The 25913-nt window shown below is 67.4% G+C and carries 29 protein-coding genes; 17 read left to right on the top strand and 12 right to left on the bottom strand.

The annotated features are described in order from the left end of the window. Positions 1-56: 56 nt before the first annotated feature. Together ArtHe_RS12975 and ArtHe_RS12980 are read right to left on the bottom strand one after the other, a co-directional pair. Positions 57-701, bottom strand: a complete 645-nt coding sequence (locus ArtHe_RS12975; RefSeq protein WP_248317335.1) for a response regulator transcription factor — start codon at positions 699-701, stop codon at positions 57-59. Further along, positions 694-2079: a sensor histidine kinase gene (locus tag ArtHe_RS12980; protein WP_248317336.1), complete on the bottom strand. Its 1386-nt coding sequence runs from the start codon at positions 2077-2079 to the stop codon at positions 694-696. The genes ArtHe_RS12975 and ArtHe_RS12980 overlap by 8 nt, the downstream gene beginning before the upstream one ends. A 191-nt stretch (positions 2080-2270) precedes the next feature. On the opposite strand from ArtHe_RS12980, the gene ArtHe_RS12985 reads away from it, so the two are divergent. Both ArtHe_RS12985 and ArtHe_RS12990 read left to right on the top strand, forming a co-directional pair. Further along, positions 2271-3350 carry an ABC transporter permease gene (locus ArtHe_RS12985; protein WP_248317337.1) on the top strand — a complete coding sequence of 360 codons (1080 nt, stop codon included), beginning with the start codon at positions 2271-2273 and terminating at the stop codon, positions 3348-3350. A gap of 53 nt (positions 3351-3403) precedes the next feature. Continuing rightward, positions 3404-4105: an ABC transporter ATP-binding protein gene (locus ArtHe_RS12990; protein WP_248317338.1), complete on the top strand. Its 702-nt coding sequence runs from the start codon at positions 3404-3406 to the stop codon at positions 4103-4105. Here ArtHe_RS12990 and ArtHe_RS12995 read toward each other — a convergent pair. Then, a complete protein-coding gene (locus ArtHe_RS12995) occupies positions 4102-4647 on the bottom strand; it encodes a GNAT family N-acetyltransferase (RefSeq protein ID WP_248317339.1) in 546 nt (181 codons plus the stop codon). The genes ArtHe_RS12990 and ArtHe_RS12995 overlap by 4 nt on opposite strands. A 158-nt stretch (positions 4648-4805) precedes the next feature. Between ArtHe_RS12995 and ArtHe_RS13000 the strand changes: the two genes are divergently transcribed. After that, the gene (locus tag ArtHe_RS13000; RefSeq protein ID WP_066302714.1) at positions 4806-5036 is read left to right on the top strand and encodes a hypothetical protein; all 231 of its coding nucleotides are present in this window, start codon (positions 4806-4808) and stop codon (positions 5034-5036) included. Here the strand turns inward: ArtHe_RS13000 and ArtHe_RS13005 are convergent, their stop codons facing one another. Together ArtHe_RS13005 and ArtHe_RS13010 are read right to left on the bottom strand one after the other, a co-directional pair. Further along, positions 5037-5435 (bottom strand): MarR family transcriptional regulator, encoded by a 399-nt coding sequence (locus ArtHe_RS13005; protein ID WP_248319796.1) that lies wholly within the window; start codon positions 5433-5435, stop codon positions 5037-5039. A 29-nt stretch (positions 5436-5464) separates the two neighbouring features. Beyond that, positions 5465-6487 carry an alpha/beta fold hydrolase gene (locus tag ArtHe_RS13010; protein WP_248317340.1) on the bottom strand — a complete coding sequence of 341 codons (1023 nt, stop codon included), beginning with the start codon at positions 6485-6487 and terminating at the stop codon, positions 5465-5467. 347 nt (positions 6488-6834) lie between these two features. Between ArtHe_RS13010 and fepB the strand changes: the two genes are divergently transcribed. From fepB to ArtHe_RS13040, 6 genes are read left to right on the top strand one after another with little or no spacing between them, the layout of a single operon-like run. Beyond that, a complete protein-coding gene (gene fepB, locus ArtHe_RS13015) occupies positions 6835-7842 on the top strand; it encodes a Fe2+-enterobactin ABC transporter substrate-binding protein (RefSeq protein WP_248317341.1) in 1008 nt (335 codons plus the stop codon). A 44-nt stretch (positions 7843-7886) separates the two neighbouring features. Continuing rightward, positions 7887-8906, top strand: a complete 1020-nt coding sequence (locus tag ArtHe_RS13020) for an iron ABC transporter permease (protein WP_248317342.1) — start codon at positions 7887-7889, stop codon at positions 8904-8906. Beyond that, positions 8903-9952 carry an iron chelate uptake ABC transporter family permease subunit gene (locus ArtHe_RS13025; protein WP_248317343.1) on the top strand — a complete coding sequence of 350 codons (1050 nt, stop codon included), beginning with the start codon at positions 8903-8905 and terminating at the stop codon, positions 9950-9952. The genes ArtHe_RS13020 and ArtHe_RS13025 overlap by 4 nt, the downstream gene beginning before the upstream one ends. A 39-nt stretch (positions 9953-9991) precedes the next feature. Beyond that, positions 9992-10924, top strand: a complete 933-nt coding sequence (locus tag ArtHe_RS13030) for an ABC transporter ATP-binding protein (RefSeq protein ID WP_248319797.1) — start codon at positions 9992-9994, stop codon at positions 10922-10924. Continuing rightward, positions 10921-11793 (top strand): siderophore-interacting protein, encoded by an 873-nt coding sequence (locus ArtHe_RS13035; RefSeq protein ID WP_248317344.1) that lies wholly within the window; start codon positions 10921-10923, stop codon positions 11791-11793. The genes ArtHe_RS13030 and ArtHe_RS13035 overlap by 4 nt, the downstream gene beginning before the upstream one ends. After that, the gene (locus tag ArtHe_RS13040; protein WP_248317345.1) at positions 11783-13174 is read left to right on the top strand and encodes an alpha/beta hydrolase-fold protein; all 1392 of its coding nucleotides are present in this window, start codon (positions 11783-11785) and stop codon (positions 13172-13174) included. Before ArtHe_RS13035 ends, ArtHe_RS13040 begins: the two co-directional genes overlap by 11 nt. Positions 13175-13208: 34 nt before the next feature. On the opposite strand, the gene ArtHe_RS13045 is transcribed toward ArtHe_RS13040, so the two are convergent. Next, positions 13209-13463: a hypothetical protein gene (locus ArtHe_RS13045; protein WP_248317346.1), complete on the bottom strand. Its 255-nt coding sequence runs from the start codon at positions 13461-13463 to the stop codon at positions 13209-13211. A gap of 176 nt (positions 13464-13639) precedes the next feature. Between ArtHe_RS13045 and ArtHe_RS13050 the strand changes: the two genes are divergently transcribed. The 3 genes from ArtHe_RS13050 (at position 13640) to ArtHe_RS13060 (ending at position 15823) form a co-directional block, all read left to right on the top strand. Further along, on the top strand, positions 13640-14137 hold the full coding sequence (locus ArtHe_RS13050; RefSeq protein WP_248317347.1) for a MarR family transcriptional regulator: 498 nt from the start codon (positions 13640-13642) through the stop codon (positions 14135-14137). Positions 14138-14228: 91 nt separating this feature from the next. Next, the gene (locus tag ArtHe_RS13055) at positions 14229-14477 is read left to right on the top strand and encodes a hypothetical protein (protein ID WP_248317348.1); all 249 of its coding nucleotides are present in this window, start codon (positions 14229-14231) and stop codon (positions 14475-14477) included. 122 nt (positions 14478-14599) lie between these two features. Further along, complete coding sequence (locus ArtHe_RS13060; protein ID WP_248317349.1) at positions 14600-15823, top strand: MFS transporter; 1224 nt, start codon at positions 14600-14602, stop codon at positions 15821-15823. Here ArtHe_RS13060 and ArtHe_RS13065 read toward each other — a convergent pair. Beyond that, complete coding sequence (locus ArtHe_RS13065; RefSeq protein WP_248317350.1) at positions 15820-16527, bottom strand: NUDIX hydrolase; 708 nt, start codon at positions 16525-16527, stop codon at positions 15820-15822. The two genes, ArtHe_RS13060 and ArtHe_RS13065, sit on opposite strands and share 4 nt — an antisense overlap. A gap of 234 nt (positions 16528-16761) precedes the next feature. On the opposite strand from ArtHe_RS13065, the gene ArtHe_RS13070 reads away from it, so the two are divergent. The 3 genes from ArtHe_RS13070 (at position 16762) to ArtHe_RS13080 (ending at position 19133) form a co-directional block, all read left to right on the top strand. Continuing rightward, complete coding sequence (locus ArtHe_RS13070) at positions 16762-17376, top strand: GyrI-like domain-containing protein (protein ID WP_248317351.1); 615 nt, start codon at positions 16762-16764, stop codon at positions 17374-17376. A 441-nt stretch (positions 17377-17817) separates the two neighbouring features. Next, positions 17818-18156 (top strand): PadR family transcriptional regulator, encoded by a 339-nt coding sequence (locus ArtHe_RS13075; RefSeq protein ID WP_248317352.1) that lies wholly within the window; start codon positions 17818-17820, stop codon positions 18154-18156. After that, entirely contained in the window at positions 18153-19133 is a 981-nt protein-coding gene (locus tag ArtHe_RS13080) for a permease prefix domain 1-containing protein (protein WP_248317353.1), read from the top strand. Before ArtHe_RS13075 ends, ArtHe_RS13080 begins: the two co-directional genes overlap by 4 nt. A gap of 81 nt (positions 19134-19214) precedes the next feature. On the opposite strand, the gene ArtHe_RS13085 is transcribed toward ArtHe_RS13080, so the two are convergent. The 5 genes from ArtHe_RS13085 to ArtHe_RS13105 all read right to left on the bottom strand — a co-directional run bounded on the left by ArtHe_RS13085 (position 19215) and on the right by ArtHe_RS13105 (position 24120). After that, positions 19215-19820, bottom strand: coding sequence for an antibiotic biosynthesis monooxygenase (locus ArtHe_RS13085; RefSeq protein WP_248317354.1), 606 nt, complete (start codon positions 19818-19820; stop codon positions 19215-19217). A 76-nt stretch (positions 19821-19896) separates the two neighbouring features. After that, entirely contained in the window at positions 19897-20859 is a 963-nt protein-coding gene (locus tag ArtHe_RS13090) for a helix-turn-helix domain-containing protein (RefSeq protein ID WP_248317355.1), read from the bottom strand. A gap of 49 nt (positions 20860-20908) precedes the next feature. Beyond that, complete coding sequence (locus tag ArtHe_RS13095) at positions 20909-22528, bottom strand: 4-hydroxyphenylacetate 3-hydroxylase N-terminal domain-containing protein (protein WP_248317356.1); 1620 nt, start codon at positions 22526-22528, stop codon at positions 20909-20911. A 54-nt stretch (positions 22529-22582) separates the two neighbouring features. After that, entirely contained in the window at positions 22583-23113 is a 531-nt protein-coding gene (locus ArtHe_RS13100) for a flavin reductase family protein (RefSeq protein WP_248317357.1), read from the bottom strand. Between the two features lie 110 nt (positions 23114-23223). Next, the gene (locus ArtHe_RS13105; RefSeq protein ID WP_248317358.1) at positions 23224-24120 is read right to left on the bottom strand and encodes a LysR substrate-binding domain-containing protein; all 897 of its coding nucleotides are present in this window, start codon (positions 24118-24120) and stop codon (positions 23224-23226) included. Between the two features lie 118 nt (positions 24121-24238). Here ArtHe_RS13105 and ArtHe_RS13110 point away from each other — a divergent pair, with 118 nt between their 5' ends. Beyond that, the gene (locus ArtHe_RS13110) at positions 24239-25552 is read left to right on the top strand and encodes a cytochrome P450 (RefSeq protein ID WP_248317359.1); all 1314 of its coding nucleotides are present in this window, start codon (positions 24239-24241) and stop codon (positions 25550-25552) included. Positions 25553-25588: 36 nt separating this feature from the next. Next, positions 25589-25912, top strand: coding sequence for a 2Fe-2S iron-sulfur cluster-binding protein (locus ArtHe_RS13115; RefSeq protein ID WP_248317360.1), 324 nt, complete (start codon positions 25589-25591; stop codon positions 25910-25912). The last annotated feature ends 1 nt before the right edge of the window (position 25913 follow it).

Below are 25913 nucleotides of genomic sequence, written 5' to 3' on the forward strand. Positions count from 1 at the left end.
TGCTAATCAAAGACTATGAGGCGAAAAAAGTCTGGCCGCGGAATCCGGCCGGCAGGCTAACCGCGGATGATCCGCCGTTCGCGGGCGACCGAAATAGCCGCGGTGCGGTTATCCACGCCCAGCTTTTCGTAGATGTGCACCAGGTGGGTCTTGACCGTGGCTTCGCTGATGAACATCGTCCGGGAGATGGACCGGTTGGACATCCCGGTGGCCAGCAGTTCCAGCAGCTCAATTTCGCGGCTGCTAAGTGTTGGTTCGGGGTTGCGCAGCCTGCCCATCAGGCGGGCGGCGACCTCCGGGGCCAGTGCGGTCTGTCCGGCGGCAGCCGATCGGACGGCGTTCCGGATCTGCTCCGGCGGCGCGTCCTTGAGCATGTAACCGCTGGCCCCGGCTTCCACTGCGGCGAGGATGTCTGCGTCGGTGTCATAGGTGGTCAGCACCAGCACGGGAAGCTCCGGATCCGTTTCCTTGATCCGCCGGGTCGCAGTGACCCCGTCCATGCCCGGCCCCATCTGCAGGTCCATCAGCACCAGGTCCACGGGCTGGCCAAGGGCCTTCTCCTTCTCCAGCATCCGGAGAGCTTCATCTCCGTCGCCAGCCTCCGCCGCAACGGACACACCCTCGAAACCCGAGAGCATCGCCCGGAGCCCGGACCGCACCACCGGATGGTCATCGACCAGCAGCACCCGCAGTTCACTCATGGTTCCGTCCCCCTGCCGTGGATCCTGTGTCCGGCAACGCGGTGCGCACCGGTTCGTTGCCCCCGCCGGGCGATTCAGTGCCGGTGCCGCCGGCCGCTTCGTTGCCGGTCCCGGTGCCGGTGTGCAGCGGGAGCCGGATGCCCAGGACCGTTCCTTCGCCGGGAGCCGACTCCAGGTCCATGCTCCCGCCGAGCGCAGTGACCCGGTCCCGGATGGAGATCAGTCCGTACCCAGTTCCATCCGGCCGAGGCTGGTCCCGCGCCGGAAGGCCTGCGGGATCAAAGCCGCGGCCGTTGTCGAAAATATCCAGTGTCACGTCCTGCCCCACGAAGGCCAGGGTAACCACCGCGGCGGAGGCCCCCGCATGCCGCAGGACATTCGCCAGCGCTGACTGCACCGCCCGGAGGATCGCCACCTCATAGGGGGCGGGCAGCTGCACCGGGTTTCCCTCCAGCCTGAACCGGCATTCCAGCGCCTGTCCCTGCGCGGCCGCCTGGTCCTGTACCGCCGCGCAGGCGCGCAGCAGGCGGTCCGGAAGTGACCCGGCGTCGTTCTGCGGAGTCCGCAGGTCCCGGACAAAACGCCGGGCTTCCGCAAGGTTTTCCGCGGCAGTGGATTCAACCGTCCGCAGCCGCTCCCGCACGGAGTCCAGTTCCCCGGCGCCCAGGGAATCCTGCGCGGACCGGCTGACCAGCACAATGCTGGCCAGCCCCTGGGCCAGGGTGTCGTGGATTTCCCGCGCCAGCCGTTCCCGTTCGGCCAGGACGCCCTGCTCCCGCTGGCTGCGCGCCAGTTCCGTCCGCGTGCGGTGCAGTTCGTCCAGTGCCCGGCGCTGGTTGGTCACTTCGGTATAGAGGGCCTGATAGGCCATGCCCATGATGACGGCGAATCCGGCGCCGATCGCCGGCCCCAGCAGCATGGCCGCGTGGAAAGTGCCGGCGTGCGCCCACTGGGCGGCGACCACCGCCGCCGTCGTTGCACTCACGGCGAGGACGGCGGACCGGACGGACAATAGCCGCAGCTCCAGGAAGAACAGGGGGAAGGCCAGCCAGGAGAAGTCCGGGCTCAGCACCATCAGCACGCCCCACAACCCGGTGACTACGGCCAGCCAGGCCAGACCGTGCCGTTCGGGATCGAACCTGCCTGATCTCCGGGTGCCTTCGGAGGCCCGTTTCTCCGCGACGGTGCCGGTGATGTAGACGGCGGCGAGGACCGCTGACAGGAACAGCGCCGCGTAGGTGGTCCAGGACACGGGCGCCATCAGCAGCAGCCGCACCACCGCAACGCCGAGCAGCAGCGCGAATCCCACATGGAGGGCAAGGCGCAGGACCTGCAGGATGCGTTCGCCGGCCTGCGACCGGCCGGACTCGGCGGACATATCCGCCAGCCTAGCCATCCTGCACAGGCGCCGCATCAACCGTTTGGTTGACCGGTGCTTCAACCAAACGGTTCCGTGGAACCGCCCGCCCAGCCGATGCCGGAGCGCCCGGCGGACAGGAGAGTGGATAAGGAGGGAATAGCCAAGTTGCACCCCCGACGAAGAACAACGGAACAACGAAGGAAATACCCATGTATCTGGCCCTGCGAGAGATCCGCTTTGCGAAAGGCCGCTTCGCCCTGATGGGCACGGTCGTCGCCCTCATCAGCTTCCTGCTGGTTATGCTGTCCGGCCTCACCGCCGGCCTGGCCGACCAGTCCACGTCCAGCATCAAGGAGCTGCACGCCGATGAGGTGGTGTTCGGCGCCCCCGCCGGCACCGAGCCCAAGGCGTCCTTCACTGAATCCCAGGTCAGTCCCGAGCAGCTGCAGGAATGGCAGCAGGCTCCCGGCGTGAGCGGTGCTGAAGCACTGGGTATCGCCCAGGGCCGGATCCAGTCCGGCGGAACAGCTTCCGCGGCGCTGTTCGGTGCGAACCCGGGCGGCGGCCTGGCGCCGGAGGGCGTCGCTGCCGGAAAGATCGTGGTGAGCCAGCAGCTCGCCGATGACCTCAGCCTGGAGCCCGGAACCACGGCCACCGTCAACGGTCAGTCCCTGACCGTCGCGGGGGTTATCGAAGACCAGTGGTACAGCCACACTCCGGTGGCCTGGACCGCGATTGAGGATTGGAAGGACTTCGCCCACGTCGAGCCCGATGTTGCCGGCACTGTCCTGACCGTGAACTACGACGGCGGAAGCCGGGACAGCGACGCGCTTGACGCTGCTAACGCGGCCGCAGGAACCACCAGCCTGACCCGCTCCTCGAGCCTGTCGGCACTGCCGGCCTACTCCTCGGAGAACGGATCCCTGCTGATGATGCAGGCCTTCCTGTACGGCATCTCTGCGCTGGTGATCGTGGCGTTCCTGACTGTCTGGACGCTGCAGCGGACCCGTGACATTGCCGTGCTGCGTGCCCTGGGCGGGACCAAGTCCTACGTCCTGCGCGACGCACTGGTGCAGGCCGCCTTCATTCTGGCCGGCGGGACCGTAGCCGGCGGGCTGCTGGGTGCCGGAGCCGGCGCACTGGCCGCCCAGGTGGCGCCCTTCGCCGCGACTGCCGCTACGACGGTACTGCCGGTGGCCGGTGTCTTCCTCCTCGGGCTTGCGGGTGCGGCCATTGCCGTGCGCCGTGTAACCCGGGTGGACCCGCTGCTCGCCCTGGGCGGGAACTAGCCCGGCAGTCCCAGGCCACACCCCACACGATTCAAGCGACTGACAGGATCACCATGAACACCCAAACCACTCCCCTGCTCCTCAAGAACGTCACCCTGGAATACCCCGACGGCCAGGACAACACGATTAAGGCCCTGGACGACGTCAGCCTGACAGCGGAGCGCGGCACGGTCACCGGCCTGGCCGGTCCCTCCGGCTCCGGCAAGTCCAGTCTGCTGGCCGTGGCCGCAACGCTGATCGAAGCCACCTCAGGAACGGTGCTGGTCAACGGGTCCGACGTCGCCGGCCTGGCGGACGCCGAGCGGTCCAGGCTGCGTCGGGAAGAGATTGGCATCGTCTTCCAGCAGCCGAACCTCCTTCCGGCGCTGACCGCGCAGGAACAGCTGGTGGCAGTGGCGCACCTCCGTGGGGAACACACCCGGCCGGCAGAGGAACGGGCCGCGGAACTGCTCGACGTCGTCGGGCTGTCAGGTCAGCTGGGAAAGCGTCCGCACCAGCTTTCCGGCGGCCAGCGGCAGCGCGTGAACATTGCCAGGGCCCTGATGGGGCACCCGTCCCTGCTGCTGGTGGATGAGCCCACCGCGGCTCTGGATCATGAGCGCTCCGCCTCGATCATGAAACTGCTGCGGCAGGTCACGCTGGAGTTCAACCTGGCCACCGTGCTGGTGACCCACGACGTCGAATTCCTGCCGCTGATGGATTCGGTGGCCCGGATGCGGGATGGGAAACTGACGCTGCCTGCCGCCGTGGCCTAACCGGCCGGGCTGACGAATAGTTCGCAGATGGTGTTGTAGTACCAGTCGGTCTGTCCGGCGTGGTCCAAACCGATCCGCCGGCAGACCTGCTGGGAAGCGGTGTTTTCCGGATTCGTCACGGCCACAACCCGCTCCATCCCGGAAGCCAGTGCCATCTTCAGGACAGCGGCCGCGGCCTCCGTGGCATAGCCGTGGCCCCAGAAATCCGGATGGAGGTGCCAGCCAATCTCGGTGTCGCCGGAGGGCAGCAGCGGCAGCTCGCCGGAGGCAGGGATGGATTTGAGCAGAAGGGTGCCGACCAGCTGGCTGTCTGTCTGATGCTCACCGGCCGTCCGCTCAACCGCCCAGATGCCATGCACGGGATCGTCGAGGTTTTTCCACCGTTCCACCATGGCCAGGGCCTCGGCCAGGTCCGGCAGAACCCGCGGCACCTTCCCGAGATAACGCTGCACCTCCCAGCGGGAATACATGTCATACACGAAGTCCGCATCCCCGGAAGCCCAGGGACGCAGACGGAGACGTTCCGTGGACAGGGTCTGCATCTGGACAGTCTAAACCCCGGCTGTCCGGGGACTCGGCAGGGCTTCCTGGCACCGGTTGCCGCGCTTGCCAGGCGGGAATGCTGGCGGGCACCCTGCCGTTGAATACATGTAGGCCGCGGCCGGCGATCCCGGCCGCGGGACAGGACAGGAAGGTGCACATGCTGACGCTCAACCAGAACGTGATCGACTTCGTCCGGCGCCACGGGCGCGTCCAGCCGCAGGAAATTGCGGAGGAGTTCGATCTCGGCGGTGTGCAGACCCTGAGGGTGCTCACTGACCTGGAGGAGATGGGGGTGCTCCGGCTGATCGAAGGCGGGGACGGTGTCTACGCTGTTCCGAACGGCGGCCAGTCGCTCTGCGATCCGTTCACCGGCACCTGCAGCATCTAATCAGCCCACCGACTTGGAGACGTGCGCCAGCCAGCGGGCCACTGTCTCCAGTTCCTGGGCGCTGAACCCATCCGTCACCAGGGTATTGAGGTCGGTGACGGCTGTCCGGACGTCCTCCATCGCCGCCGCACCCCCAGGTGCAAGAGAAATCCGGATAGTACGCCGGTCCTCCTGATCGGAGACGCGGGTGATGAGTCCGGCCTTCTCCATCCGGGCCAAAAGTCCGCTGGTCCCGGCAGCCGAGCCGTGCAGGGCTTCAGCCACCTCCCCGGTGGCCGCGGCCGGATGGGCTGCCACATGGAAAAGGACTCCGGCTGCTGCGGCGCTGATCCCCCGGGTGCTCCCCCGACGGCTGATCCAGCGGCCCAGGCGGCGCTCTGTTTCAAGGAGGAGGAACACCAAGCGGGGAGGTTTTTCCTGGTTCGGTCTCACTTTCCGGCAACCCCTGCCGTCTTTCCGGCAACCCCTGCCGTGGCCGCGAGCCACGCGGCGGCATCCGGCCAGAGCGACGCACCGGGCCCCCGCCGGAAATATCCCATGTGCCCGATTGCAGTGACGCCGGCATCTGACGGGGCGTAGGTCCGGGTCTGCACCCGGGCGTTCACCAGCTGGCGGGCAATCACTCCGATTTGCTCCGGGGTCGCCCACGGATCGTCGTCCAAACCGACGCACAGGACATTGGTACGCACGCGCGCCGTCCGCTCCCTGGCATGCATGGTCGGATCATCAAAGAAGTAACCCGGAGTCCGGGACCATTTGCTCCATTCGAGCATGGCGGCGGCCGGCATGTCCTCCCCCAGCCCTAGCTTCCGGCCGGGCACATACCCCAGCATGCGGGCCGCGCCCGGGCCCAGGACCCGCAGGATGAGTTCCACCCGGGCGCGTTCTGCCCGGTTCGGGATCATCGCCGTCACCCCGGCATGGGATGCGACGGTCATAAAGCCGCGGAGCCCCTCGGTCCCGTTGTTCAAGGCCAGGGCATGCCCGCCCAAGCTGTGCCCGACGGCGACGTGCGGCACGTCCGTGAAACGTTCCCGCATCCACGCCGCAGCGGCCGGGACGTCGTCGTCCATCCAGTCGCGCATGCGGAGCCTGCGGTTATCCCTGGCGGTGCCGGAGGCTCCGGTGCCCCGGTAATCGTAGGACAGGACAGCGAACCCGGCTGCCGCCAGATACTCGGCAAAACCGCTGTACAGCCGCTCCGGAACAGCCGTGGCCGGATGGATGGTGACTGCCGCGCGGGGCAGCCGCGGGCCGGGCTTGCCTGGGCCGGAGTTGTCCGGGCCGGGCTGGGCTCGGCCAGGCTGTGTTGGGCCGGAGTTGTCTGGGCCGGAGTTGTCCGGGCCGGGCGTGCGCAGTGTCCCGCTGATGGTCCCCGCCCGCACCCCAATGCGCACCCGCTCCGACCGAACTGCTGGGACGACCGCTGGGACTGCGTCAATATTTCGCATGCGAACCATCTTGGACCGAACCTGCCGCCAGCACAATAGGCTGAGCCGCGGCCACGCTCCGGTTTGTGTCATTCGCTCCGGTTTGTGTCATTCGCTCCGGTCTGCGGCGGCAGCGAAGTCCCAAACCGGATGATTTCGCCCCAAACCGGAGCGTTTGGCGGACGCCGGCGTTCCCGGGCTGGCCCCGGGGGTGCGAATTCGCCCCACCGGAACGATTAGCCCACAGTAACGTTGCGTAATTCGCCGGAGCTTAGGTTAGGCTAACCAGTGCTGCGGCGCAGATGCCGCCAGCGCTAACCACTTACCGCCGTCCGCGTCCGTGGCGGCGTGCACTTTAGGAGCACGTCTTGCGTCTTCCCCTGCCTAAAAAGGCCTTGGCACTCACCGCCACCGCGATCATGGCCCTCACTCTCGGAGCCTGCAGCAACGGTTCCGCCGAGGCTGAATCCACCGAGAGCGCAGCCGCCACCGCACAATGGCCCCGCACCATCGTGCACGAGGCAGGCGAGACCGTCATCGACGCCAAGCCGGAGAACATTGTCTCCACCTCGCTTTCGGTCACCGGCACCCTGCTGGCCATTGATGCCCCCGTGACTTCCACCTCCGTCAGCACGGCCCGCAGCGGCACCGCGGACGAGAACGGTTTCTTCACCCAGTGGGCTGACGTGGCCGTGGAACGCGGCGTCGAGCCCCTCTACACGATCGGCGAGCTGGACCTCGAGGCCGTCATCGCCGAGGACCCGGACCTGATTGTTGTCTCCACCTCCGGCGCCGACTCGGTACTGGACCAGTACGATGCGCTGAGCGAGATCGCCCCGACCATCGTGGTCAACTACGGCGACCAGACCTGGCAGGACCTGGCTGAGGAGCTTGGCGAAGCCACCGGGCTCGAGGAGAAGGCTGCTTCCGTCGTCGAAGAGTTCGACGCTTCCGTCGCCGAGACCGCCGAAGCCATGGCCATCGAACCGGGCACCACCGCCTCGATCGTCAGCTTCAATGCCGGCGATGTCTCTCCGGTCGGCAAAAGCACCGGACCGCACTCCCAGCTGGTGACCGCCCTGGGCTTCACCGTCGTGGACCCGGACGAGCAGTTCGACACCTCCACCCAGAAACGCGAAGACTTCGCCTTCACTTCCTACGAGGGCCTGTCCGCCTCCGTGACCGGTGACTACACCTTCCTGATCAGCTCCACCGAAGCCACCGTGGAGGCCTTCACCGGCGACCCGACCCTGGCCAACCTGCCCTCCGTGCAGGCCGGACAGGTCTACTCGATGGGCCCGGAGTCTTTCCGCCTCGACTACTTCAGCGCCAGTGACATCATCGACTGGTTCAACACGTCCTTCGCTGCCAAGTAGCCGGCACCAGCGGCCACCAACGCAGAACAAGAGAAACGCACCACGTGTTCCAAACACCGCGCAAGCAGCACCGGCAGGCAAGTGCCTGGGCCCTCGGCCTGGCCCTGCTGGTGCTGCTGGCGTTTGCCAGCTTCGCCTCCGGCTCGCGGACTATCCCCCTGGCCGATACCTGGGCGGCTCTGACCGCCTTTGACCCCTCCCAGGACACCCACCTGCTGGTCCGGGAACTGCGCCTGCCGCGCACCTTCCTGGCCATTACGGTCGGCGCCGCCCTGGGACTGGCCGGAGCCCTGATGCAGGCACTGACCCGCAACCCGTTGGCCGAACCGGGCCTGCTGGGCGTTAACGCCGGCGCTGCCTTCGCCGTCGCCATCGGCCTGGGCTTCTTCAACATGAGATCCCCGTACCAGTACATGTGGCTGGGTTTTGTGGGCGCGGCCGCCACCTCCGTGCTGGTCTACCTCCTGGGACGGGCGCACGACGCCGGCACCAACCCGGTGCGCCTGGTCCTGGCCGGCGCCGGGCTCTCCGTGATGCTGATCGCGGGCACCAAGATCATCCTGATCGGCGGGCCGGACGAAACCATCACCGCCTACGCGGCCTGGGCCTCCGGATCCCTCCAGGGCCGCGGCTATGATGTGCTCCCCTGGGTCCTCGGCGCGTGCCTGCTCGCCGTGCTGACGGCACTGCCCCTCTCCCGGAGCCTGGACTCCATGTCACTCGGGGCTGACCTTGGCCGGACCCTGGGCGTGCGGATCCGCACCACCTGGATCCTTGGTGCCCTCGCCATCCTCGTCCTGGCCGGTGCCGCCACCGCCGCAGCCGGTCCCATCGCCTTTCTCGGCCTCGCCGCGCCGCACATCGCCCGGATGATCACCGGTCCAACCCATCGCCGGCTGCTGCCGCTGTCCATGCTCCTCGGTGCACTGCTGCTCCTCTTCGCTGATGTTGCAGGCCGGGTTATTGCCGCGCCCGCCGAAATCGGCGCCGGCGTGATGAGCGCACTGGTTGGCGCTCCCTTCTTCATCGCCCTGGCCCGGCGGCGGAAGCTGGCCAAACTGTGAGCGCCCTCAAAACCGGAACGGCCCGCACCCGCACACTGGCTCTGGGCCCGGTGCGGCTGCGCTACCGCCGCCGGACCCTGGTGACCGGCGCCATCCTGGCAGCCGCCGCCGTCGTGCTTGGCATTGCCGGTATGCAGACCGGCACGATCGCGCTGGCCTTCGGCGATGTGCTGGGTGCCGTCTTCGGCCAGGGGGAGAGCAAAACCCTGAAGGTCGTGCAGAAAATCCGGCTGCCGCGCACCGTCACTGCCCTGGGCGTTGGTGCCTGCCTCGGCGCGGCCGGAGCCACCTTCCAGTCGATTTCCCGCAACGCCCTGGGCTCGCCGGACATTATCGGCTTCACCACCGGTGCCGCCACCGGTGCGGTGGCGCAGATCGTGCTGTTCGACGCCGGCCCCGGCGCCACCGCCCTCGCGGCGATCGCGGGCGGGCTGCTGGCAGCCGGCGTTGTTTACCTGCTTTCACTCAGCGGCGGGGTGACCGGCGGCTACCGGCTGGTGCTGATCGGCATCGGGGTCGGCGCCATGCTCGCCGCCGTGAACACCATCCTGCTGGCCAAGGGAGATTCCGATCTGGCCGCGGAGGCGCACCTCTGGCTCTCCGGTTCCCTGGCCGCACGGAACTGGGGCCATGCCGTTCCGGTGCTGATCGCCGTCGCGCTCCTACTGCCGGTGCTGCTGGGACTGTCCCGGAACCTGAACCAGATGGAAATGGGCGACGACGCCGCCCGCGCCCTGGGCATCCGGACCGAACGCACCCGGATCATCGCCATGGCCGCCGCAGTTGGGCTCACGGCCGTGGCAACGGCGGCCGCCGGCCCGATCGTTTTCGTCGCCCTCGCCGCACCCCAGCTCGCCTCCCGGCTGACCCGCTCCCCCGGCGTCCACATCGGCACCGGTGCCCTGATGGGAGCTGTGCTGGTGGCGGGTTCGGACCTGCTCTCGCAGCGGCTGCCCATCCAGGCGGCCATTCCGATCGGCCTGATGACCGGTCTGGTCGGCGGCGTGTACCTGCTTTGGCTCCTGACCCGCAGCAAGCAGGTCTAACCGGTGCCCCCTATCCCCATGCCCACCAAGGAGAACCCCATGGAAGATGTCCTCTCCGGCCGCGGCCTGACCATCGGCTACGACGGCCGTACGGTCTCCGAGCACCTGGACGTGCGGATCCCGCCCGGTTCCTTCACCGCCATCATCGGCCCGAATGCCTGTGGCAAGTCCACACTGCTGCGGGCCCTCTCGCGGCTGATGAAGCCCGCGGCGGGGGAAGTCTTCCTGCAGGGCAAGGACATCGATTCCTACCCCACCCGCGAGGTGGCGCGGCAGCTGGCGCTGCTGCCCCAGACATCGACGGCGCCGGACGGCATCACCGTGGCGGATCTGGTGGCCCGCGGCCGGTTCCCGCACCAGTCACTGCTGCGGCAGTGGTCGGAAGCGGACCAGCAGGCCGTCGACGCCGCACTGGCTGCCACCGGAGTGCAGGACCTTGCCGACCGCACCGTGGGAGAACTCTCCGGCGGGCAGCGGCAGCGGGTCTGGCTGGCCCTGGTCCTGGCCCAGGACACCCCGGTGCTGCTGCTGGATGAGCCCACCACGTTCCTGGACATCGCGCACCAGCTGGAGGTGCTGCGGCTGTGCCGGGGCCTGCACCGCACCGGCAACTACACACTGGTGACCGTGCTGCATGAACTGGGCATGGCCTTCCGCTTCGCCGACCATGTGATCGCGATGAAGGACGGCCGGATCGTGGCCCAGGGCACGCCCGCGGAGATCGCCACCCCGGAACTGATGAAGGAAATCTACGGGATCGAGGCACTCGTCATCCCCGATCCCGCAACCGGGGGCCCGCTGGTGGTTCCCCTGGAACCGGAGGACCTTGGAAGCGGCGGAACGGTCCCCTCCGGAGGTCACCTGCACGGCCTTCCCGGCACCGGAACTCCCCGGTCCGGCATTACCCCTCAGCCCGGCCTTACCCCTCAGCCCGGCATTCCGGCACCGCTTACCGAAGGAGCACCTGCATGAGCGGCCACATCCTCACCGTCGAACGCGTCGAAGACGTGACCCCGCTAATGCGGCGGGTCCACTTCGGCGGCCCCGGGGTCGCCGGATACGTGAACGCGGGCGCCCACATCCCCAACGTCAAGCTCTTTTTCCCGGCACCGGGCGAGCCCCTGGACCTGCCCTACCGCGGTGAGCGCGGCTGGGAGTGGAAGCCAGGCCAGCGGGAACGGGTGCGCACCTACACTGTCCGCACCCTGGCGGCGGACGCTTCCACGCTGAGCGTGGACTTTGTGCGGCACGCCGGGACATCCGTTGCGGCGGCCTGGGCGGAGACCGCCGTCCCGGGCAGCCAAATCGCGGCCCTGGCCGGCGGCGGGGTGGTGGTGGGCGACGCAGCCTGGGTACTGCTGGCCGGTGATGAGACGGCCCTGCCGGCCATTGGCGGCACGATTGAACGCTTTGGCCCGCAGCAGCGCGGACTGGTCCTGATCGAGGTCGATGGACCGGCTGAAGAGCAGGAGCTCAATGCCCCGGCAGGCGTGGAAATCCGCTGGCTGCACCGCCACGGCGCGCAGCCGGGCTCCACCACGCTCCTGCAGGAGGCGCTGGCTGCTGTCGAGTTCCCCGCCGCTGAGCTGGCCGTCGGTGAAGTGCAGATCTGGGTGTCTGCGGAATCCGCCGTCGTCCGCTTCGCCCGGGCCCGGCTCAAGTCGCTCGGCTTCCCCCGGAAGCAGCAGCTGATCATCGGGTACTGGAACCGCGGCAGCGACGAAGTCAGCTACGGACGCGCCACGGACCACGACAGGGTCGAGGGCGAACTGGAGACGATTCTTCCCGGGCAGGAAGAGGACCACCGCCATCACCAGCAGGCGCACGCACATGGGCACTGACATCCTGGCCGCCACGGCAGCGGGGAACTTCCCGCCGCCGCGCGAGCCCGTTCCGCAGCCGGCTGTGCCGGTCAGGGCGGTGGCGGGACACTTCCGCGCGCACTGGGACACCCTCTCCGCCCCCGAACGGGAGCAGCTCCTCGCAGGCTGGGATTCCCGGGAACTCCCCTTGGTCGAAGCGGACCCGGAGGGTGATCCGGCGATCCGCGCGGTCACCTTCCTGTACCGCGATCCGGGGGCCACGGCGGTGATCCTCTCGGCGAATGCCATGGTGCATCCGGATACCGCGGCGTCCTGTGAGTTCGAAGCGCTGCCGGCCGGAGTGTGGGCCCTGACCTGGCGCATGCCCGCCGACTGGGAAACCAGTTACCGGATCACGGTGCACACCGGAGCGCTGCCCGCGCCCTGGCAGTCCGCGGTTGACCGGCGGTCCGTGCGTCTGGCGGCCGACGCCGGCGGTCCGGATCCGCGGAATCCCGCCCTGGGCACGGGGATGTCCGGAGCACCGACGTCGGTGCTGCGGCTGCCGGCCGCTCCCTCCGCCGGGTGGCTCGCCGCGCCCACACCGGCTGCGGAAGCCGGAGCCAGCATTATGGGTGAGCCTGCCCGTGCCGGCAGCGTTCAGGCTGCCAAAGGCTTCGGTTTTCCGCCGGCCGGCAGCCCGCTGGCCCGGCCCGTTCCCGGACCGCGGCATGTCCTGGGCGACTTCGTGCGGGGGCTGGAACTGCGGCGGGTCCGGGACCGGGAGTCGGGCCAGCTGCGAAACGTCTGGCTGTACCGGCCCCGTGTCTCCGTCAGCCGCCCCACGCCGCTGGTCCTGCTGCACGACGGCCAGGTCTGGGCGAAGTACCATAACCTGCCCGCCACCCTGGACCGGGCCATTGCCGGCGGTGTCCTCCCTCCCCTGCACGTGGCCATGATTGATTCGGTGGATGTCTCTACGCGTTCCCGCGAATTGTCCGGCCCGACGGGGAGCGTCGACTTCGTGGCCCGGGACCTGCTGCCGGAACTCCGCCGGGCCCTTCCGGTCATACCGGATCCGCTGCAGACAGTGGTTTCCGGCGCCAGCTACGGCGGACTCGCCGCGCTCTGGCAGCTGGCAAGATACCCACGGGCTGCCGGCACGGCCCTGGCACAGTCACCCTCGCTCTGGCGCTATGACCTGACCGAGCCCCTGCTGGCGGTTCAGGAACCGCTCCGGATCCGGTTCCAGGCAGGCCGCTACGAACCGAGCATCCATGAACCGGCCGGGCAGCTCAACACCGCATTGGCCGGCAACGGCGTCGATACAGCCTTCCACTCCATCAGCGGCGGCCATGACTGGGCCTGGTGGCATCCCTGGCTGATCCGCGGGCTGTCGGACCTGTTCAGCGGGCAGTGACGATGCTGACAAAGCCGCAGGCTGAACCTGCTGCCTAGCCGGAACTGTCCTCCGGATACTCGGCTCCGACGTCGCGGGGATAGTCTTCCTCGCCGTCGGGGCCGCCGCTGTCCCTGGCCTGGTCCAGCCGGTCTGCCTCTGACCCGCCGGGAAGCAGCGGATCTCCGTGCGGCTGGACGGGCTCTTCGGCGCCGTCGTCCTCCACGGTGTCCGGATCAACCGGAATCTGCTGCTCCAGCGTGTCTTCCTCATTGCCTCCGGGAATTGCCGGGCCTTCATGTGTGGGCATGCGCGGTCTCCTTTTGCTGCAATTAGCCAGGCAGGCCGTTCAGCCAGCGGAACTGGCTGCGGGCGGACCCCGGCCGCTGGACTACCCACCCTAGATCATAAGTTTGCTGAGGAACCCTGCGCGGCGAATCCGATTTAGTAGACGGCCTAGTAATCCGCTGGGCTAAACTTATCCGCATGCCTGAAACCGTCAACCCCACAGGCGCCGGATATTGGTACCGGCAATCGCCTGAGACCGTCGGCGGTGTCGACGTCCTCAACTCGCTGCGTGCGTACCGGGCCGCCGAGGCGGCCATGCGCCGGCGTACCCGGGACTCCATGGGGATGAATGAAACCGATCTGCTGGCGATCCGCTATGTGATGCGGGCCCGGCAGGCCGGGCAGTCCATCGGGCCCAAGGACCTGTCCCGCGTCCTGAATATCTCCACGGCGTCCACCACCGCACTGATCGACCGCCTGCAGAAGGGCGGTTACCTGCTCCGCCGCCCGCATCCAACGGACCGGCGGGCATTGGAGATCGTTGCCACAGAAAGCGCGGACCGGGAGGTCCGCGAAACACTGGGAACCATGCACCGGAAAATGCTGGACACCGCGGAAGCACTGACTTCCGAGGAGGCGGAGACCATTACCCGCTTCCTGCAGGAGATGACCCGGGCGCTTGAGGCCGACCGGTAAGATCAGCATTAGCTGAACACTCCAGACAATGTCTGGTAACTACATAGCCTGCCTGGATGGTTTTCCAGGAGCGTACCGAAGGATGAAGACAATGACAGCAGCAGGTTCCATGCAGGACCCCACTCTTCCCACTCCAGCCGAAGATTCGCTGTCCACCCTGGCTCTTGCCGCATCCCAGCTGGAAGCACAGCAGTGGGCCGTAGACCGTGCCGAGCAGGTTCTGACCGACCTCGTGCAGACAGCTGTCAGCGACGGTTTGGAGACCGGAAGCATCGCAGCAGTCGCCGGACTGACCCCCGAGGAGATCGAACGGATCTCCGCTGAAGGCACCGCCGGCTAAACGCTGGCTAACCGCCGCGCTTCCCGGAGCACGTGGGCACGTCATATAAGACGGTCTTGCCATTTCGGCTCCATCCCGCGCTAACGTGATGCAGAGCATATTCGTGGCTGCAAGGGAGAAGCGTGGCGGTATCGGGCCGGATCAGGACCAACCAGCCGGTTCGGGCAGGGCTTGCCCTTACCGGCGTCCTGCTGATCGGGATCAATCTCCGCGTAGCCTTCGTGTCTGTGGGCCCGCTCCTCGCGGACATCGGACGCGAACTGGAATTCACCAGCGCGCAGGCGGGCTTCCTAACGGGGCTCCCCCTGATCGCTTTCGCTCTCTTCTCCCCGCTGGCACCGGCGTTCGCCGCGCGCGTCGGGCTGGACCGTGCCCTGTGGCTCTCCCTGGCACTGCTGGCGTCCGGAACCGCTTTCCGCTCGGCCCCGCTTCCGGCAGCCCTGTGGATCGGAACCATTCTGATCGGCGTTGCCATCGCTTTCCTCAACGTCCTGCTGCCATCTCTGATCAAGCGGGACTTCCCGGACCGGGTCAGCCAGCTGACCGGCATCTACATCGCCGCGCACAGCGCTGTCGCCGCCCTCGGTGCCGCCGTCGTTGTTCCGATTTCCCTGGCCCAAGGCACCGGCTGGCGGCTCGCCCTCGGCATCTGGGGCGGGCTGGCACTTATCGCCATGGCTGTCCTGCTCCCGACGTTGAAGGGCAGCAATGCGCAGGCCGACGGCACTGAACGCGCGCCGAAGATCCGCTACCGCTCTCCCTGGACCACCCTGCTGGGCTGGCAGGTCACGCTCTTTATGGGCCTGCAGTCCCTGGCGTTCTACATCCTGATGACCTGGCTGCCGAGCATCGAACACGAGCAGGGCATCTCCGAAACCACCGCAGGACTCCACGTCTCCGTGTTCCTGCTGGTGGGGATGGTGGCCAGCCTGCTGACCGGCGGGCTGCTGCACCGCTTCCGCGACCAGCGCCCGGTCGCGGTCTTCGGCAGCCTCCTGGCAACGGCCGGATTCCTCGGACTGCTGCTGGCACCTGGGGTGCCGCTGCTCTGGGTGGTGGTGAGCGCGGCTGGCGCCGGCAGCCTGATTGTCACAGCCTTGTCCTTGTTCAGCCTGCGCACCACAAACCATGTCCAGGCGGCCTCGCTCTCCGGCATGGCGCAGTCAGTGGGTTACGGCATCGGGGCGGCCGGCCCGGTGGTGTTCGGCTTCCTCTACGATCTCAGCGGGAACTGGACCGTGCCCCTGGCAGCCAGCGCCGGCGCCATGGCGCTGTGCTGCGGCATGGCCCTGCTGGCGGGACGCAACCGGTTCCTTCCGGAAGGTCCCCGCGAGGCCAGCGCCTAGCTCCGCTCGTACCGCCACTGGCTTCCGCGCATGGTCAGCCGGTGCCGGGCCCCGGGCCGTCCCGCTGCGGCGGCCTCCGGATACTCCGCGTCGCCGTGCCAGGTGATCACGGCGTCCGGCTCGTAACCATCCAGGAGGCGGCTGCTGAATGTCTCCACCGGACCCGCAGCTGCTCGCGACAGGGCGGACGCGGTGTTCGATTCATGCTGCAGCGCTGTCAGCGTGACGAACGTCGGAGCCACCAGCAGCATCCGGCCTTCGCGGTGCCGGGCCAGGGCCGCGGCGGGAGTGAGCCAGGCGGAATCGATGAGTTCCCCCGGGTTGAGCCGGACCTCGCCGCCGGGATACTCCGCCAGGAAGAACCAGGTTTTCAGCCGCTTGGGTGCCTGCAGCGGCGGGATCCAGCAGGAGAGATCGGTAAGGGAGTCAGGTGGCAGGAGCAGTCCAGTCTCCTCAGCCGTCTCACGTGCCCCGGCAACGCGGGCAGCTGCGAGGTCCCGGACCGGGCTTGGTTTCCCCTCGGCGCCGTCGGGCGCAGCGTATCCAGCCGCCTCGTAGTCCTCCGGGTCCACCCGGCCGCCCGGGAAAACCCAGGCTCCCGCGAAAGTACCGGTGTGCCGCGGGCGTTCCAGCAGCAAGACCTCCAGCCCTGCCGTGCCGTCGCGCAGCAGCACCACCGTGGCCGCGCTACCTACCAGCGTCATCGTGACCCTGCCCGTCCCTCGAAGTAATCGGCCCGCAAAACGATCCCGGCCTGCCAACTGCCTGTCCCGCCAATCCCCTCCAAGGATCGTATCGGACGCGTCACGGGCCCCGGACCCCAGACAGAGATGCCCAGGCAGAGATGTCCAGGCAGACTTGCCCGCCTGCCCGTCATGAACTTGGATTGACAACGGACAGCGGCCCGTAGCGGCGGCGGGAGCGAGGGAAGACCGGCCATGGACAAATACGACGTCAAAAAGACTCTCCGGAAGCTGTATTCCGCCGGACCGGACTTCACGCTGGTGGAGGTGCCCGGCCAGAACTTCATTGCCGTGGACGGCCAGGGCAACCCCAATACTTCTCCGGACTACGCCGCAGCAGTGGAAGCACTCTATTCCGTGGCCTACACCCTGAAGTTCTCCGCCAAGCGGACGCTGGGACACGATGCCGTCGTCGGCCCGCTGGAGGGGCTGTGGCGGGCAGGGAATCCGGCCGATTTCGTGCAGGGAAACAAGGACTCCTGGGAATGGACCATGCTGATCAGCCAGCCGGAGTGGATCACCCCGGACCTGCTCGCTGCAGCGGCGGCGGAGGTGTTGGCGAAGAAGGGTCTGGAGTCGGTGGATCGGGTCCGCTGGCTTAGCCTGGCGGAGGGGCTTTCCGTCCAGATCCTGCATACCGGTCCCTACGATGACGAAGCGCCGGTCCTGGCCCGGCTGCACAACGACTACATGCCCGGCAACAGCCTGGAATTCAACGGTGACCACCACGAGATTTATCTGAGTGATCCGCGCCGGACGGCACCGGAGAAGTTGAAGACCATCCTGCGCCAGCCGGTCCGGCGCCGCTGACCGGACGGCATGCGGGCGGCGGCCCGGGTGGGCGGCTAGGCCCGGACCCGGACCTAGTTCGTGGCCGGGGGCGGATCCCGTTCGCAGCCATGGGCGTGGTTCGTGGCCGGGGGCGGTCTGAACCCCTGACGGCACCGGATCGGGTGTGGGACTGGTCCCCGGCCGGGACACTCGGCCGGGCGCGACACGCGTTCCCACTCCAAGTTCACTCCTGAGGCTGATGTGACCTCACCAGTCACGGCAGGTTACATAGCGTGGGAATCCGTGCCGCCTTGGTCCCGGAACCGGACAGATCCCACGCAGCCTCCCACCCCTCGTTACCTCTGTGGCAGATGGGTTCCCCCAAGACAACTTCTGCACCACACTGTGGGAAACTGGGCGGCTGGGAAAAATTCCCCCAACCCGTTGCAATGTTGTGTTTGACACACCATAGTGTGAGTCATGGATGATGAACTGCTCAGCGGACACCTGCAGGAGCTGAGGCGCGGAACCGTGGTTCTGGCCTGCCTTTCCATCCTCAAACGGCGCGGCTACGGCTACGGTCTGCTGGAGGCGCTGGACAAGGCCGGATTCGGCGTCGAGGCCAACACGCTCTACCCGCTGCTGCGCCGGCTGGAAAAACAAGGACTGCTGACCAGCTCCTGGAACACCGAGGAAACCCGGCCGCGGAAGTTCTACACCACGTCCGAACAGGGCAGGAAACTGCTCGATGCGCTGCTGCGCGATTGGGAAGACCTGCATGGCTCCATCCGCCAGCTCAACGAAGGAAGACAATCATGAGTACCCTCACCGACCGCTATGTCTTCGCAGCACTGAGGTCGATCCCCGAAGCACAGCGGGGAGACATCGAGCGGGAGCTGCGTGGTTCCATTACCGACGACGTCGAGGCCCGGGTGGAGGGTGGGCAGCCTGCGGCCGAGGCTGAGGCCGAAGTGCTCACCGAGCTCGGTGATCCGGCCCGGCTCGCCGCGCGCTACACCGGCAGGCCCCTTTACCTCATTGGCCCGGACCTGTTCCTGGACTGGTGGCGGCTGTTGAAAACGCTGCTGCTGATCGTGGTGCCGCTCGCTTTTGTGGGCAGCGTCGTGGTCCGGATGGCGATAGACCCCGGGGAACCGGCCGGTGCCTTCGGCGCCGCGATCGGCACCGCCGTCAACGCTCTGGTGCACCTGGGCTTCTGGGTGACCCTGGCGTTCGGGATCATCCAGTACAACGGAACCCGGCGGAAGGACCTCGGGCTGGGAGCCTGGACCCCCGCCATGCTCCCCGCACTGCCGCGGAAGGCCCAGGTCTCCCTGGGCGACACCATTGCCAGCGTGGTGCTTATCGCCTTCTTCATCGGGCTGCTGCTCTGGCAGCGGATCGGGTCGCTGATGTACCTGGACGGCGAACCGGTGCTGGTGCTGCAGGAGAGTCTCTGGAGCTTCTGGCTTCCCTACGTGATTGCGCTGCTGGTCATCGAAGCCGGGTTCGCCGTCGTGCTGTACCTGGCCGGCCGCTGGACCTACACCTTCGCGGCGGTGAATACGGTGCTGGCGCTGCTGTTTATGGTGCCGGTGCTCTGGCTGCTGGCCACGGACCAGGTCTTTGACTGGACGTTCCTGGCGAATGTGGACTGGGCTGCGGACGCCTCCAGCTGGATCGCGGGGATTACCGCGGCAGCGGTTCTGGTTATCGGGCTCTGGGACATCGGTGACGGGTTCCTGAAGGCCTGGAAGGCCAGCCGGCCGGTTCCGGTGCAGCAGGCACTGCGGTAGACACAAGGCGCCAACGACGACGGCGGCACCGGCCGGGACAAGTATCCCCGCCGGCGCCGCCGTCGTTTTTCGGAAGGAGTTTTAGGTGGTCCGCTGCCGCTGCAGCCAGGGCTGCAGGAGTCCCGTTACCCAGGGCAGCACCCAGTACGCCATGATCGGGGTGAGGATCGCCGTGGTGATCAGCACGCGCAGCGGCATCAGCAGCGAGTCCCACCATCCGGGAAGCAGCATGCCTACCAAAGCGGTGAACGCCAGGTTGACCGGGAAGAACCCGAGCCAGATGGCGATCGCCTGCTTCCAGCGCGGCGGCTTGATGGGTGCCTCCAGATCGGTGGTGGACGACGGCGCGTCGAACCAGCCCTCGATTCCGGTGCGGCGGGTGACGGTGCGGTCTTCAACCAGGTCCCGTCCCTGTGCCAGCCAGTCCTGGCGGTGCCGGGAATGCTCCCACGCATCCAGGGACGGCTCATCCGCGAAGCGGTACAGCATGTGCCATTCATCGGAGGTGGCGGAGGCGCGGACCCATCCCGAGCCGAGGAAACCGGGCCAGGTGTTGGCGAGGTTGACGCCCTCCTGGACCCAGTGCGTGGCCTCGGACACGCGGCGGGGATCGACCCGCCGGGTGATGGAGACCGTCACCGCTTCCGGCCCCCGGGCCGGAAGGGTGTCAGTGTGCGAAGTTGTCATGCCTTCCAGTATCCGGATCCCGGGCCGGTGCTCCGAATCCGCTGGTCAGCGGCCCGTGCGCACCTCCCACCCGCTGTTAGCCGGAAGCCAGGTCCAGCCCGGCCCGGCGGTACTGCACCGGCGGGCGGCCATAAGCAGCCTTAAAAACGCGGGCAAAATGCCGGGCATCGGCGAAGCCCCAGCGCTGTGCGACGGCGGCCACCGGGTCCTCGGCGCGCAGCGGATCGGCGAGGTCACGGCGGGCCATCTCCAGCCGGCGTTCACGGATCCAGGTGGACACTGTGGTGCCCTGCTCCCGGAACAGCAGGTGCAGCTGCCGGGTGGAGATGAAGTTCCCCGCTGCGATGGCGCCGGGGCTGAGCCCAGGGTCACCCAGACGGTCCATGATCCAGTTCCGCACGGCCATTGCCTGTTCCAGGCGCGACGACGACACCGGGTGAAAACCCATCGCATCGGCAAACGCGGCGGTCACCAGGTCCACCATGGATCCCGCCAGGCCGAGTCCGAGTTTTCCGTCCAGCGCCGGCAGGTTCCGGGCAACCCCGGTCAGGAAGGCCGAGACGATCGCGCCGGTTCCGGCGGCACCCGAGATGGCCTGCCCCGCTATCCCGGCGAGCGCCTGCGGCGGCAGGCTGATCAGCTGCTGCGGGAACATCACGACCAGAGACGAGGAGTGCCCGTCGAACCGGCGGGTGTAGGGCAGGGTGGAGTCGTAGACGGTGAAGTCCCCGGGCTGCAGCAGCGCGTGGCTGCCACCCTGTTCAATGCTGCTGCTCCCCTCCAGCTGCAGCGAAATGGTGAAGAACGGGTCCGCCCCGGCGGACACACCGGCATTGGCCAGCCGGTCGGTGCGGTCCGCGTGGTGCGGACCGGCGGTGACGGTAAACAGCCGGATGCCGTTGACCGCCACCGCTTCAATGGTGGCGCCGAAGGAGGGGTGGTCGCTGCGGATATCCAGCGGCAGCAGCAGATCATCCACCAGGGCACGCCAGCGGGGCAGGTCCGGGGCTGTGTGCACGGTGTAGCTGCGCGACTCCATTGTTGCCGTTCCTCCCTTTCCCGCTGCTCCGGCGCCCCGCAAACCGGTGCTAGAGGTTGAACTTGCCGATCATGTTCACGTCCTCGTTGCCGAACAGATCCGGGACGGTCCAGCCGTTCTCGTCATACTCTCCCATGAACTCATCGGCGAACGCGGTGAACTGGTCCGTGAGGCCGTAACCCTTGGTGACGTTGAGGATTTCCAGCCGGACACCCTCATGGTTGCCCTGGTAGTTGCGCTCGTAGAGTTCGTGGCGGGAACCGAACTCGGAGTTGGTCGCGTCCCACAGGGCCTTGAGCGTCTTGACCCGCTGCAGCGAATCGATGCCGTTGGAGCCGCGCACATACTTGTCCAGGTAGCCGCGGATGTCCTCGTTGCCGAAGTCCGAGACATGCGAGTTCAGGTAGATCAGCGCGGCACCCAGATCCTTCTGCACGATTTCGCGGATCTTCGGATACTGCGTGGTGGAGAACCAGGAGTACGCCATCGAGGCGATCCGGTCCGGCTGCACGTACCCCTCGCGCCCGCCCTTCCACGGTTCGGGGTTGCGGGCCATCGCCTCGGACAGGGACCAGAACAGGTGCCGGATCGCCATCACCTCGCCCACCCGGGTCTGCACACCGCGGAAGTCGGCGGTGCCGGTCAGCTCCAGGGACTTCACCAGCAGCCCGGTGAGGAAGTCCAGCTTCACGGCCAGCCGGGTGCAGCCGTGCAGCAGCAGCCGGGACTTGAACCCCGAACGCACGGAGTACTGCGAGACCTTCTCCACGTCACCGTAAATAAACACGTTCTCCCACGGCACCAGGACGTCGTCGAGGATCAGGATCGCGTCGTTTTCATCCAGCCGGGAGGAGAGCGGGTAATCGAACGGGCTGCCCATCACGTCCGCGGTCATGGCGTAGGAGGCGCGGGAGATCAGCTTCAGCCCCGGGGCATCCATCGGCAGCGTGGCGACGATCGCGAACCGCTTATCCTTGATCGGCATGCCGTAGTGGGCAATGAAGTTCATGTTGGTGATCGCCGAGCCGGTGGCAACCACCTTGGCACCGGAGAGGATCACCCCGGCGTCGGTCTCCTTCTTCACGTGCACAAACACATCCCCCACCTCGTCGGCGGGTTTGTGCCGGTCGATCGGCGGATTCACGATCGCGTGGTTCCAGTACAGGACCTTTTCCTGCGCCTCCTTGTACCAGCGCTGGGCGTTGGCCTCGTACGGGTTGTAAAACTCGTCGTTGGCGCCGAGGCTGGCCAGGAAGGAGGCCTTGTAATCCGGTGAGCGGCCCATCCAGCCGTAGGACATTTTGGCCCAGGCGGCGATCGCGTCGCGGCCCTTGAGCAGGTCCTCAGCGGACTTCGGTGCCTTGAACCAGGCGTGGGTGTAACCGCCGTTGCCGGTGTCCGTGGGGACGGTCAGCACGTCCTTGGTCTTGGGGTCATGCAGCGCGTCGTACTGCCGGGCGATCATCCGGGCGGAGTTGCGGAACGCCGGGTGGGTGGTGACGTCCTTGACCCGCTCGCCGTAAATGTAGACCTCGCGGTCGTCCCGGATGGAGTCCAGGTACTCCGCGCCGTTCATCGGGCGGGCGGCGGGTTCACCGGCAGGGGGTACGACGCCGGGAGCTGCCTGGGCGTTCGCGGCCGGTTCGGCGGCGGGTTCGGTGGTGGTCATGCTGGATGCTCCTTTGCACAGGTGGGGAGTCAGGGGGGTGGGGCGGGCGTTCGCTTAGGCGAGGCCGCGCCAGCCGCCGCGGTAGAAGACCAGCGGCTCGGCGTCGTCGCCGGCCACATGGCCGAAGGCCGCGACCTTGCCGAGAATCAGGACGTGGTCGCCGCCGTCGTACTGCTGCCAGGGTTCGCAGCTGAACCAGGCCATCGAGCCGGCGATCCGCGGGGAGGTGTGCTCCCGGTTCCAATCGATCTCCAGGCCGTCCTGCGGCTTGCCGGCGAACTGCAGGGCGTGGGAAAGCTGGTCCTTGCCGAGCACGTTGATGCTGAAGGGCTTATCCGCCAGCAGGGCGGCAGCCTTCGCCGTCTTCATCAGGGAGACCAGCACCAGCGGCGGGTCGAGGGAGACGGAAGTGAAGGAATTGACGGTGGCGCCAAGCACCTCGCCGTTGTGTTCGTAGCTGACGATCGTCACGCCGGTGGTGAAGTTGCCAAAGGTGTTGCGCAGCTTCACCGGATCAATCCGGTCTGCGGGACCGGCCTGGTGAATCGGTCCGGCCACGGGGGTTTCCAGCAGTTCAGCAGTCATCCGGGAACTCCTTAGGGGTGCGGGGATTCTTGTGTTCCACACCACATTAGGAACGGCGGCCGGGTCCTGGTGGGCCGGGAGCGCAGGGGATGTGCGCCACAGCGCAGGCGTCAGGCGTAGAGCTCAGCGGCGAGGTCGAGCATGGCGCTGACGCTCTGCGACGGGCGGACGGCAGCCGGCCAGACGATGGAAACCGGCACCGAACGCACGGCCGGGCGGATTCGGCGCACCACCACGGGCCGGCCCTCGTAGGACTGGCCGCCGGCCGGCTGCTGGACCAGGATCGCGTAGCCCATGCCCCGGCCCACCAGGGAACGGGTCACCTCATAATCAGTCGTCCGGAACCGGATGTTAGGCCGCAGCCCGGCGCCGTCGAACATGGTCATGGTGTTTTCACGGCTGGGATCCACGTCCAGCAGGATCATCGGTTCCGCGGCGACGTCGGCCAGGGCAAGGTCCTCGCGGCCAGCCAGCGGATGCTCGGCGGACAGCACAATCGACGGCTTGGTGTCGTAGAGCTTCTGCCGGTTCAGCCCGGCGGGGAGGGACAGGTCATAGGCGATGGCGACGTCGAGCCGGCCGGTGGCCAGCCGGCGCTGCACCTCGGTCTGCGGGCCGTCGAAGAAATCGAGCTCCACCAGGGGGTGGCGCCGGCCGTAGTGGTCAATCAGCCTCGCCAGCACGGTCGGCGCCAGCGTGAGATAGCAGCCGACCGTCAGCGAACCGCGGAGGTCCGCGCCGGAATTACCGGCATGCAGCTCCAGGTCAGTGGCCTCCACCAGCAGGGATTTGGCGCGGGTCAGCACGTATTGGCCGGCAGCGGTGAGGGTGACGCCGTGGGCCTTGCGCCGGATCGTCAGCTGGGCGTCGAAGACCCGCTCCAGGTTGTTGACCGCGCCGGACACCGCGGACTGGGAGACGTGCAGGGACGCAGCCGCCGCGGCGATGCTGCCCTGCTCGGCCACGGCCACGAAGGCCTCCAGCTGCCGCAGCGTGTACCGGGCCATGCATAACCTCGCTAAAACCGTGGATGGTGGACTCTTTCTTGTACTTTACCGGGGATATGATCCACACCACACTTGGTCTCAGACGTGTCGACGCCACCCACCCACCAGGAGAGAAAAGATGACCTTCCCGGGAACAACGGAAACCGCCGGCTGCCCCTTTACCGGAGCAGGCCAAGAGGCCGGAACCGCTGCCGAAACCCTGCCGGCTCCCCCGCTTCCCGTTCCGGCAGCGGACGAGGCCCCGTCCCGCGAGGCCCCGTCCCGCGAGGCCCCGGTTGCAGACTGGGTGACCATCCCGGACCTGTACCGGGATCCGTTCCCGATCTACCGCCGGATGCGCGAAGAGGCTTCCGTGCACTGGGTCCCTGCCGTCAACCGCTACATGGTGACCAGCTACGCGGCGTGCCACACCATCGAACAGGACGCAGAGACCTTCTCCGCCAACGAGACGGGTTCGCTGATGAAGCGCGCCATGGGCCACTCGATGCTGCGCAAGGACGATCCGGAGCACAAGCGGGACCGGGACTCCTACGGCAGCACGCTCCGGCCGGGAACGATCAAGAACCACTGGAACGCGGTCTTCGAGGCCAACAATGAGAAGTACCTCAGCGAGCTGGAACAGAAGGGCCCGGGTGCCGACTTTGTCTGGGACTACGCGGCACCGTACGCAGCCGAGAACCTCCGCCTGATCTGCGGCTTCCACAACGCCACCCAGGCGGATATGCAGCGCTGGAGCCAGACCATGATCGACGGCACCGGCAACTACGCCGACGACGCCGGGGTCTGGGCGAAGAGCGCGCAGTCCTCAGCCGAGGTGGATACCGCCATCGACGAGATGCTGCCGTACCTGAAGGACAATCCGGACCATTCGCTGCTCTCCGGACTGGCGTCCCTGCCGATCCCGTTGGAAGCAATCCGCGCCAACCTGAAAATGACCATCGGCGGCGGCCTGAACGAACCACGCGACGTCCTCGCCACCACCGTCTGGGCCCTGCTCAACAACCCCGGCCAGCTGGCCTCGATCAACGGGGATCCGAAACGCTACGCCACGGCCTTCGAGGAATCCGTCCGCTGGGTGGCACCCATCGGCATGTACCCCCGCGAGGTCACCCGGGACACGGTCCTGGAAGGGGTGCGCCTGCCTAAGGGTGCGCGGATCGGCGTGGTGCTGGGTGCAGCCAACCGCGACCCCAAGGTCTTCGAGGATCCGGAGACCTTCAACATCGACCGGCCGAAGAAGCCGCACCTGGGTTTCGGCGGCGGCGCGCATTTCTGTGCCGGCACCTGGGTCGCCCGGGCGCAGGTGGCCCAAGTCGCCATGCCCGCCCTCTTCGACCGCTTGCCCGGCCTGCGGCTGGACCCGGACAACGCTTCCATCGACGCCGGCTGGGTCTTCCGCGGCCTGGTCAAGATGCCCGTCCTCTGGGGCTAGAACCCCTGACTTTGCCCTGTCTTTGCTAGGAGAACCATGAACACCATTACCTTTATCCAGCCCTCCGGCACCCCTGCCGTTGTGACGGTTGAGCCCGGCACCTCCCTGATGCGCGCTGCCGTGACCAACGGAGTTGACGGCATTGTCGGTGAGTGCGGCGGCCAGGCCATGTGCGCCACCTGCCATGTCTATGTCCGCCCGGAGTTCGCAGCGGCGCTTCCCGCGGTCAGCGACGACGAGGAGGAAATGCTGGACTGCACCACTGCCGAGCGTACGGACCGCTCACGTCTCGGCTGCCAGGTCCAGGCCTGTGCCGAACTCGACGGAATCATTGTCGACGTGCCAACGGATCAGGTGTAGC

This window comes from Arthrobacter sp. Helios (genome assembly GCF_023167125.1).
Classification (GTDB): domain Bacteria; phylum Actinomycetota; class Actinomycetes; order Actinomycetales; family Micrococcaceae; genus Arthrobacter_B; species Arthrobacter_B luteolus.

Coding starts and splice junctions, on each gene's coding strand:
- ArtHe_RS13110 (WP_248317359.1), top strand. CDS start 24,239: ATGACCTTCCCGGGAACAACGGAAACCGCCGGCTGCCCCTTTACCGGA.
- ArtHe_RS13050 (WP_248317347.1), top strand. CDS start 13,640: ATGCCTGAAACCGTCAACCCCACAGGCGCCGGATATTGGTACCGGCAA.
- ArtHe_RS13105 (WP_248317358.1), bottom strand. CDS start 24,120: ATGGCCCGGTACACGCTGCGGCAGCTGGAGGCCTTCGTGGCCGTGGCC.
- ArtHe_RS13040 (WP_248317345.1), top strand. CDS start 11,783: ATGGGCACTGACATCCTGGCCGCCACGGCAGCGGGGAACTTCCCGCCG.
- ArtHe_RS12995 (WP_248317339.1), bottom strand. CDS start 4,647: ATGCAGACCCTGTCCACGGAACGTCTCCGTCTGCGTCCCTGGGCTTCC.
- ArtHe_RS13070 (WP_248317351.1), top strand. CDS start 16,762: ATGGACAAATACGACGTCAAAAAGACTCTCCGGAAGCTGTATTCCGCC.
- ArtHe_RS13075 (WP_248317352.1), top strand. CDS start 17,818: ATGGATGATGAACTGCTCAGCGGACACCTGCAGGAGCTGAGGCGCGGA.
- ArtHe_RS13035 (WP_248317344.1), top strand. CDS start 10,921: ATGAGCGGCCACATCCTCACCGTCGAACGCGTCGAAGACGTGACCCCG.
- ArtHe_RS13115 (WP_248317360.1), top strand. CDS start 25,589: ATGAACACCATTACCTTTATCCAGCCCTCCGGCACCCCTGCCGTTGTG.
- ArtHe_RS13065 (WP_248317350.1), bottom strand. CDS start 16,527: ATGACGCTGGTAGGTAGCGCGGCCACGGTGGTGCTGCTGCGCGACGGC.
- ArtHe_RS12975 (WP_248317335.1), bottom strand. CDS start 701: ATGAGTGAACTGCGGGTGCTGCTGGTCGATGACCATCCGGTGGTGCGG.
- ArtHe_RS13010 (WP_248317340.1), bottom strand. CDS start 6,487: ATGCGAAATATTGACGCAGTCCCAGCGGTCGTCCCAGCAGTTCGGTCG.
- ArtHe_RS13030 (WP_248319797.1), top strand. CDS start 9,992: ATGGAAGATGTCCTCTCCGGCCGCGGCCTGACCATCGGCTACGACGGC.
- ArtHe_RS13000 (WP_066302714.1), top strand. CDS start 4,806: ATGCTGACGCTCAACCAGAACGTGATCGACTTCGTCCGGCGCCACGGG.
- ArtHe_RS13085 (WP_248317354.1), bottom strand. CDS start 19,820: ATGACAACTTCGCACACTGACACCCTTCCGGCCCGGGGGCCGGAAGCG.
- ArtHe_RS13100 (WP_248317357.1), bottom strand. CDS start 23,113: ATGACTGCTGAACTGCTGGAAACCCCCGTGGCCGGACCGATTCACCAG.
- ArtHe_RS12985 (WP_248317337.1), top strand. CDS start 2,271: ATGTATCTGGCCCTGCGAGAGATCCGCTTTGCGAAAGGCCGCTTCGCC.
- ArtHe_RS13095 (WP_248317356.1), bottom strand. CDS start 22,528: ATGACCACCACCGAACCCGCCGCCGAACCGGCCGCGAACGCCCAGGCA.
- ArtHe_RS12980 (WP_248317336.1), bottom strand. CDS start 2,079: ATGTCCGCCGAGTCCGGCCGGTCGCAGGCCGGCGAACGCATCCTGCAG.
- ArtHe_RS12990 (WP_248317338.1), top strand. CDS start 3,404: ATGAACACCCAAACCACTCCCCTGCTCCTCAAGAACGTCACCCTGGAA.
- ArtHe_RS13080 (WP_248317353.1), top strand. CDS start 18,153: ATGAGTACCCTCACCGACCGCTATGTCTTCGCAGCACTGAGGTCGATC.
- ArtHe_RS13090 (WP_248317355.1), bottom strand. CDS start 20,859: ATGGAGTCGCGCAGCTACACCGTGCACACAGCCCCGGACCTGCCCCGC.
- ArtHe_RS13055 (WP_248317348.1), top strand. CDS start 14,229: ATGACAGCAGCAGGTTCCATGCAGGACCCCACTCTTCCCACTCCAGCC.
- ArtHe_RS13045 (WP_248317346.1), bottom strand. CDS start 13,463: ATGCCCACACATGAAGGCCCGGCAATTCCCGGAGGCAATGAGGAAGAC.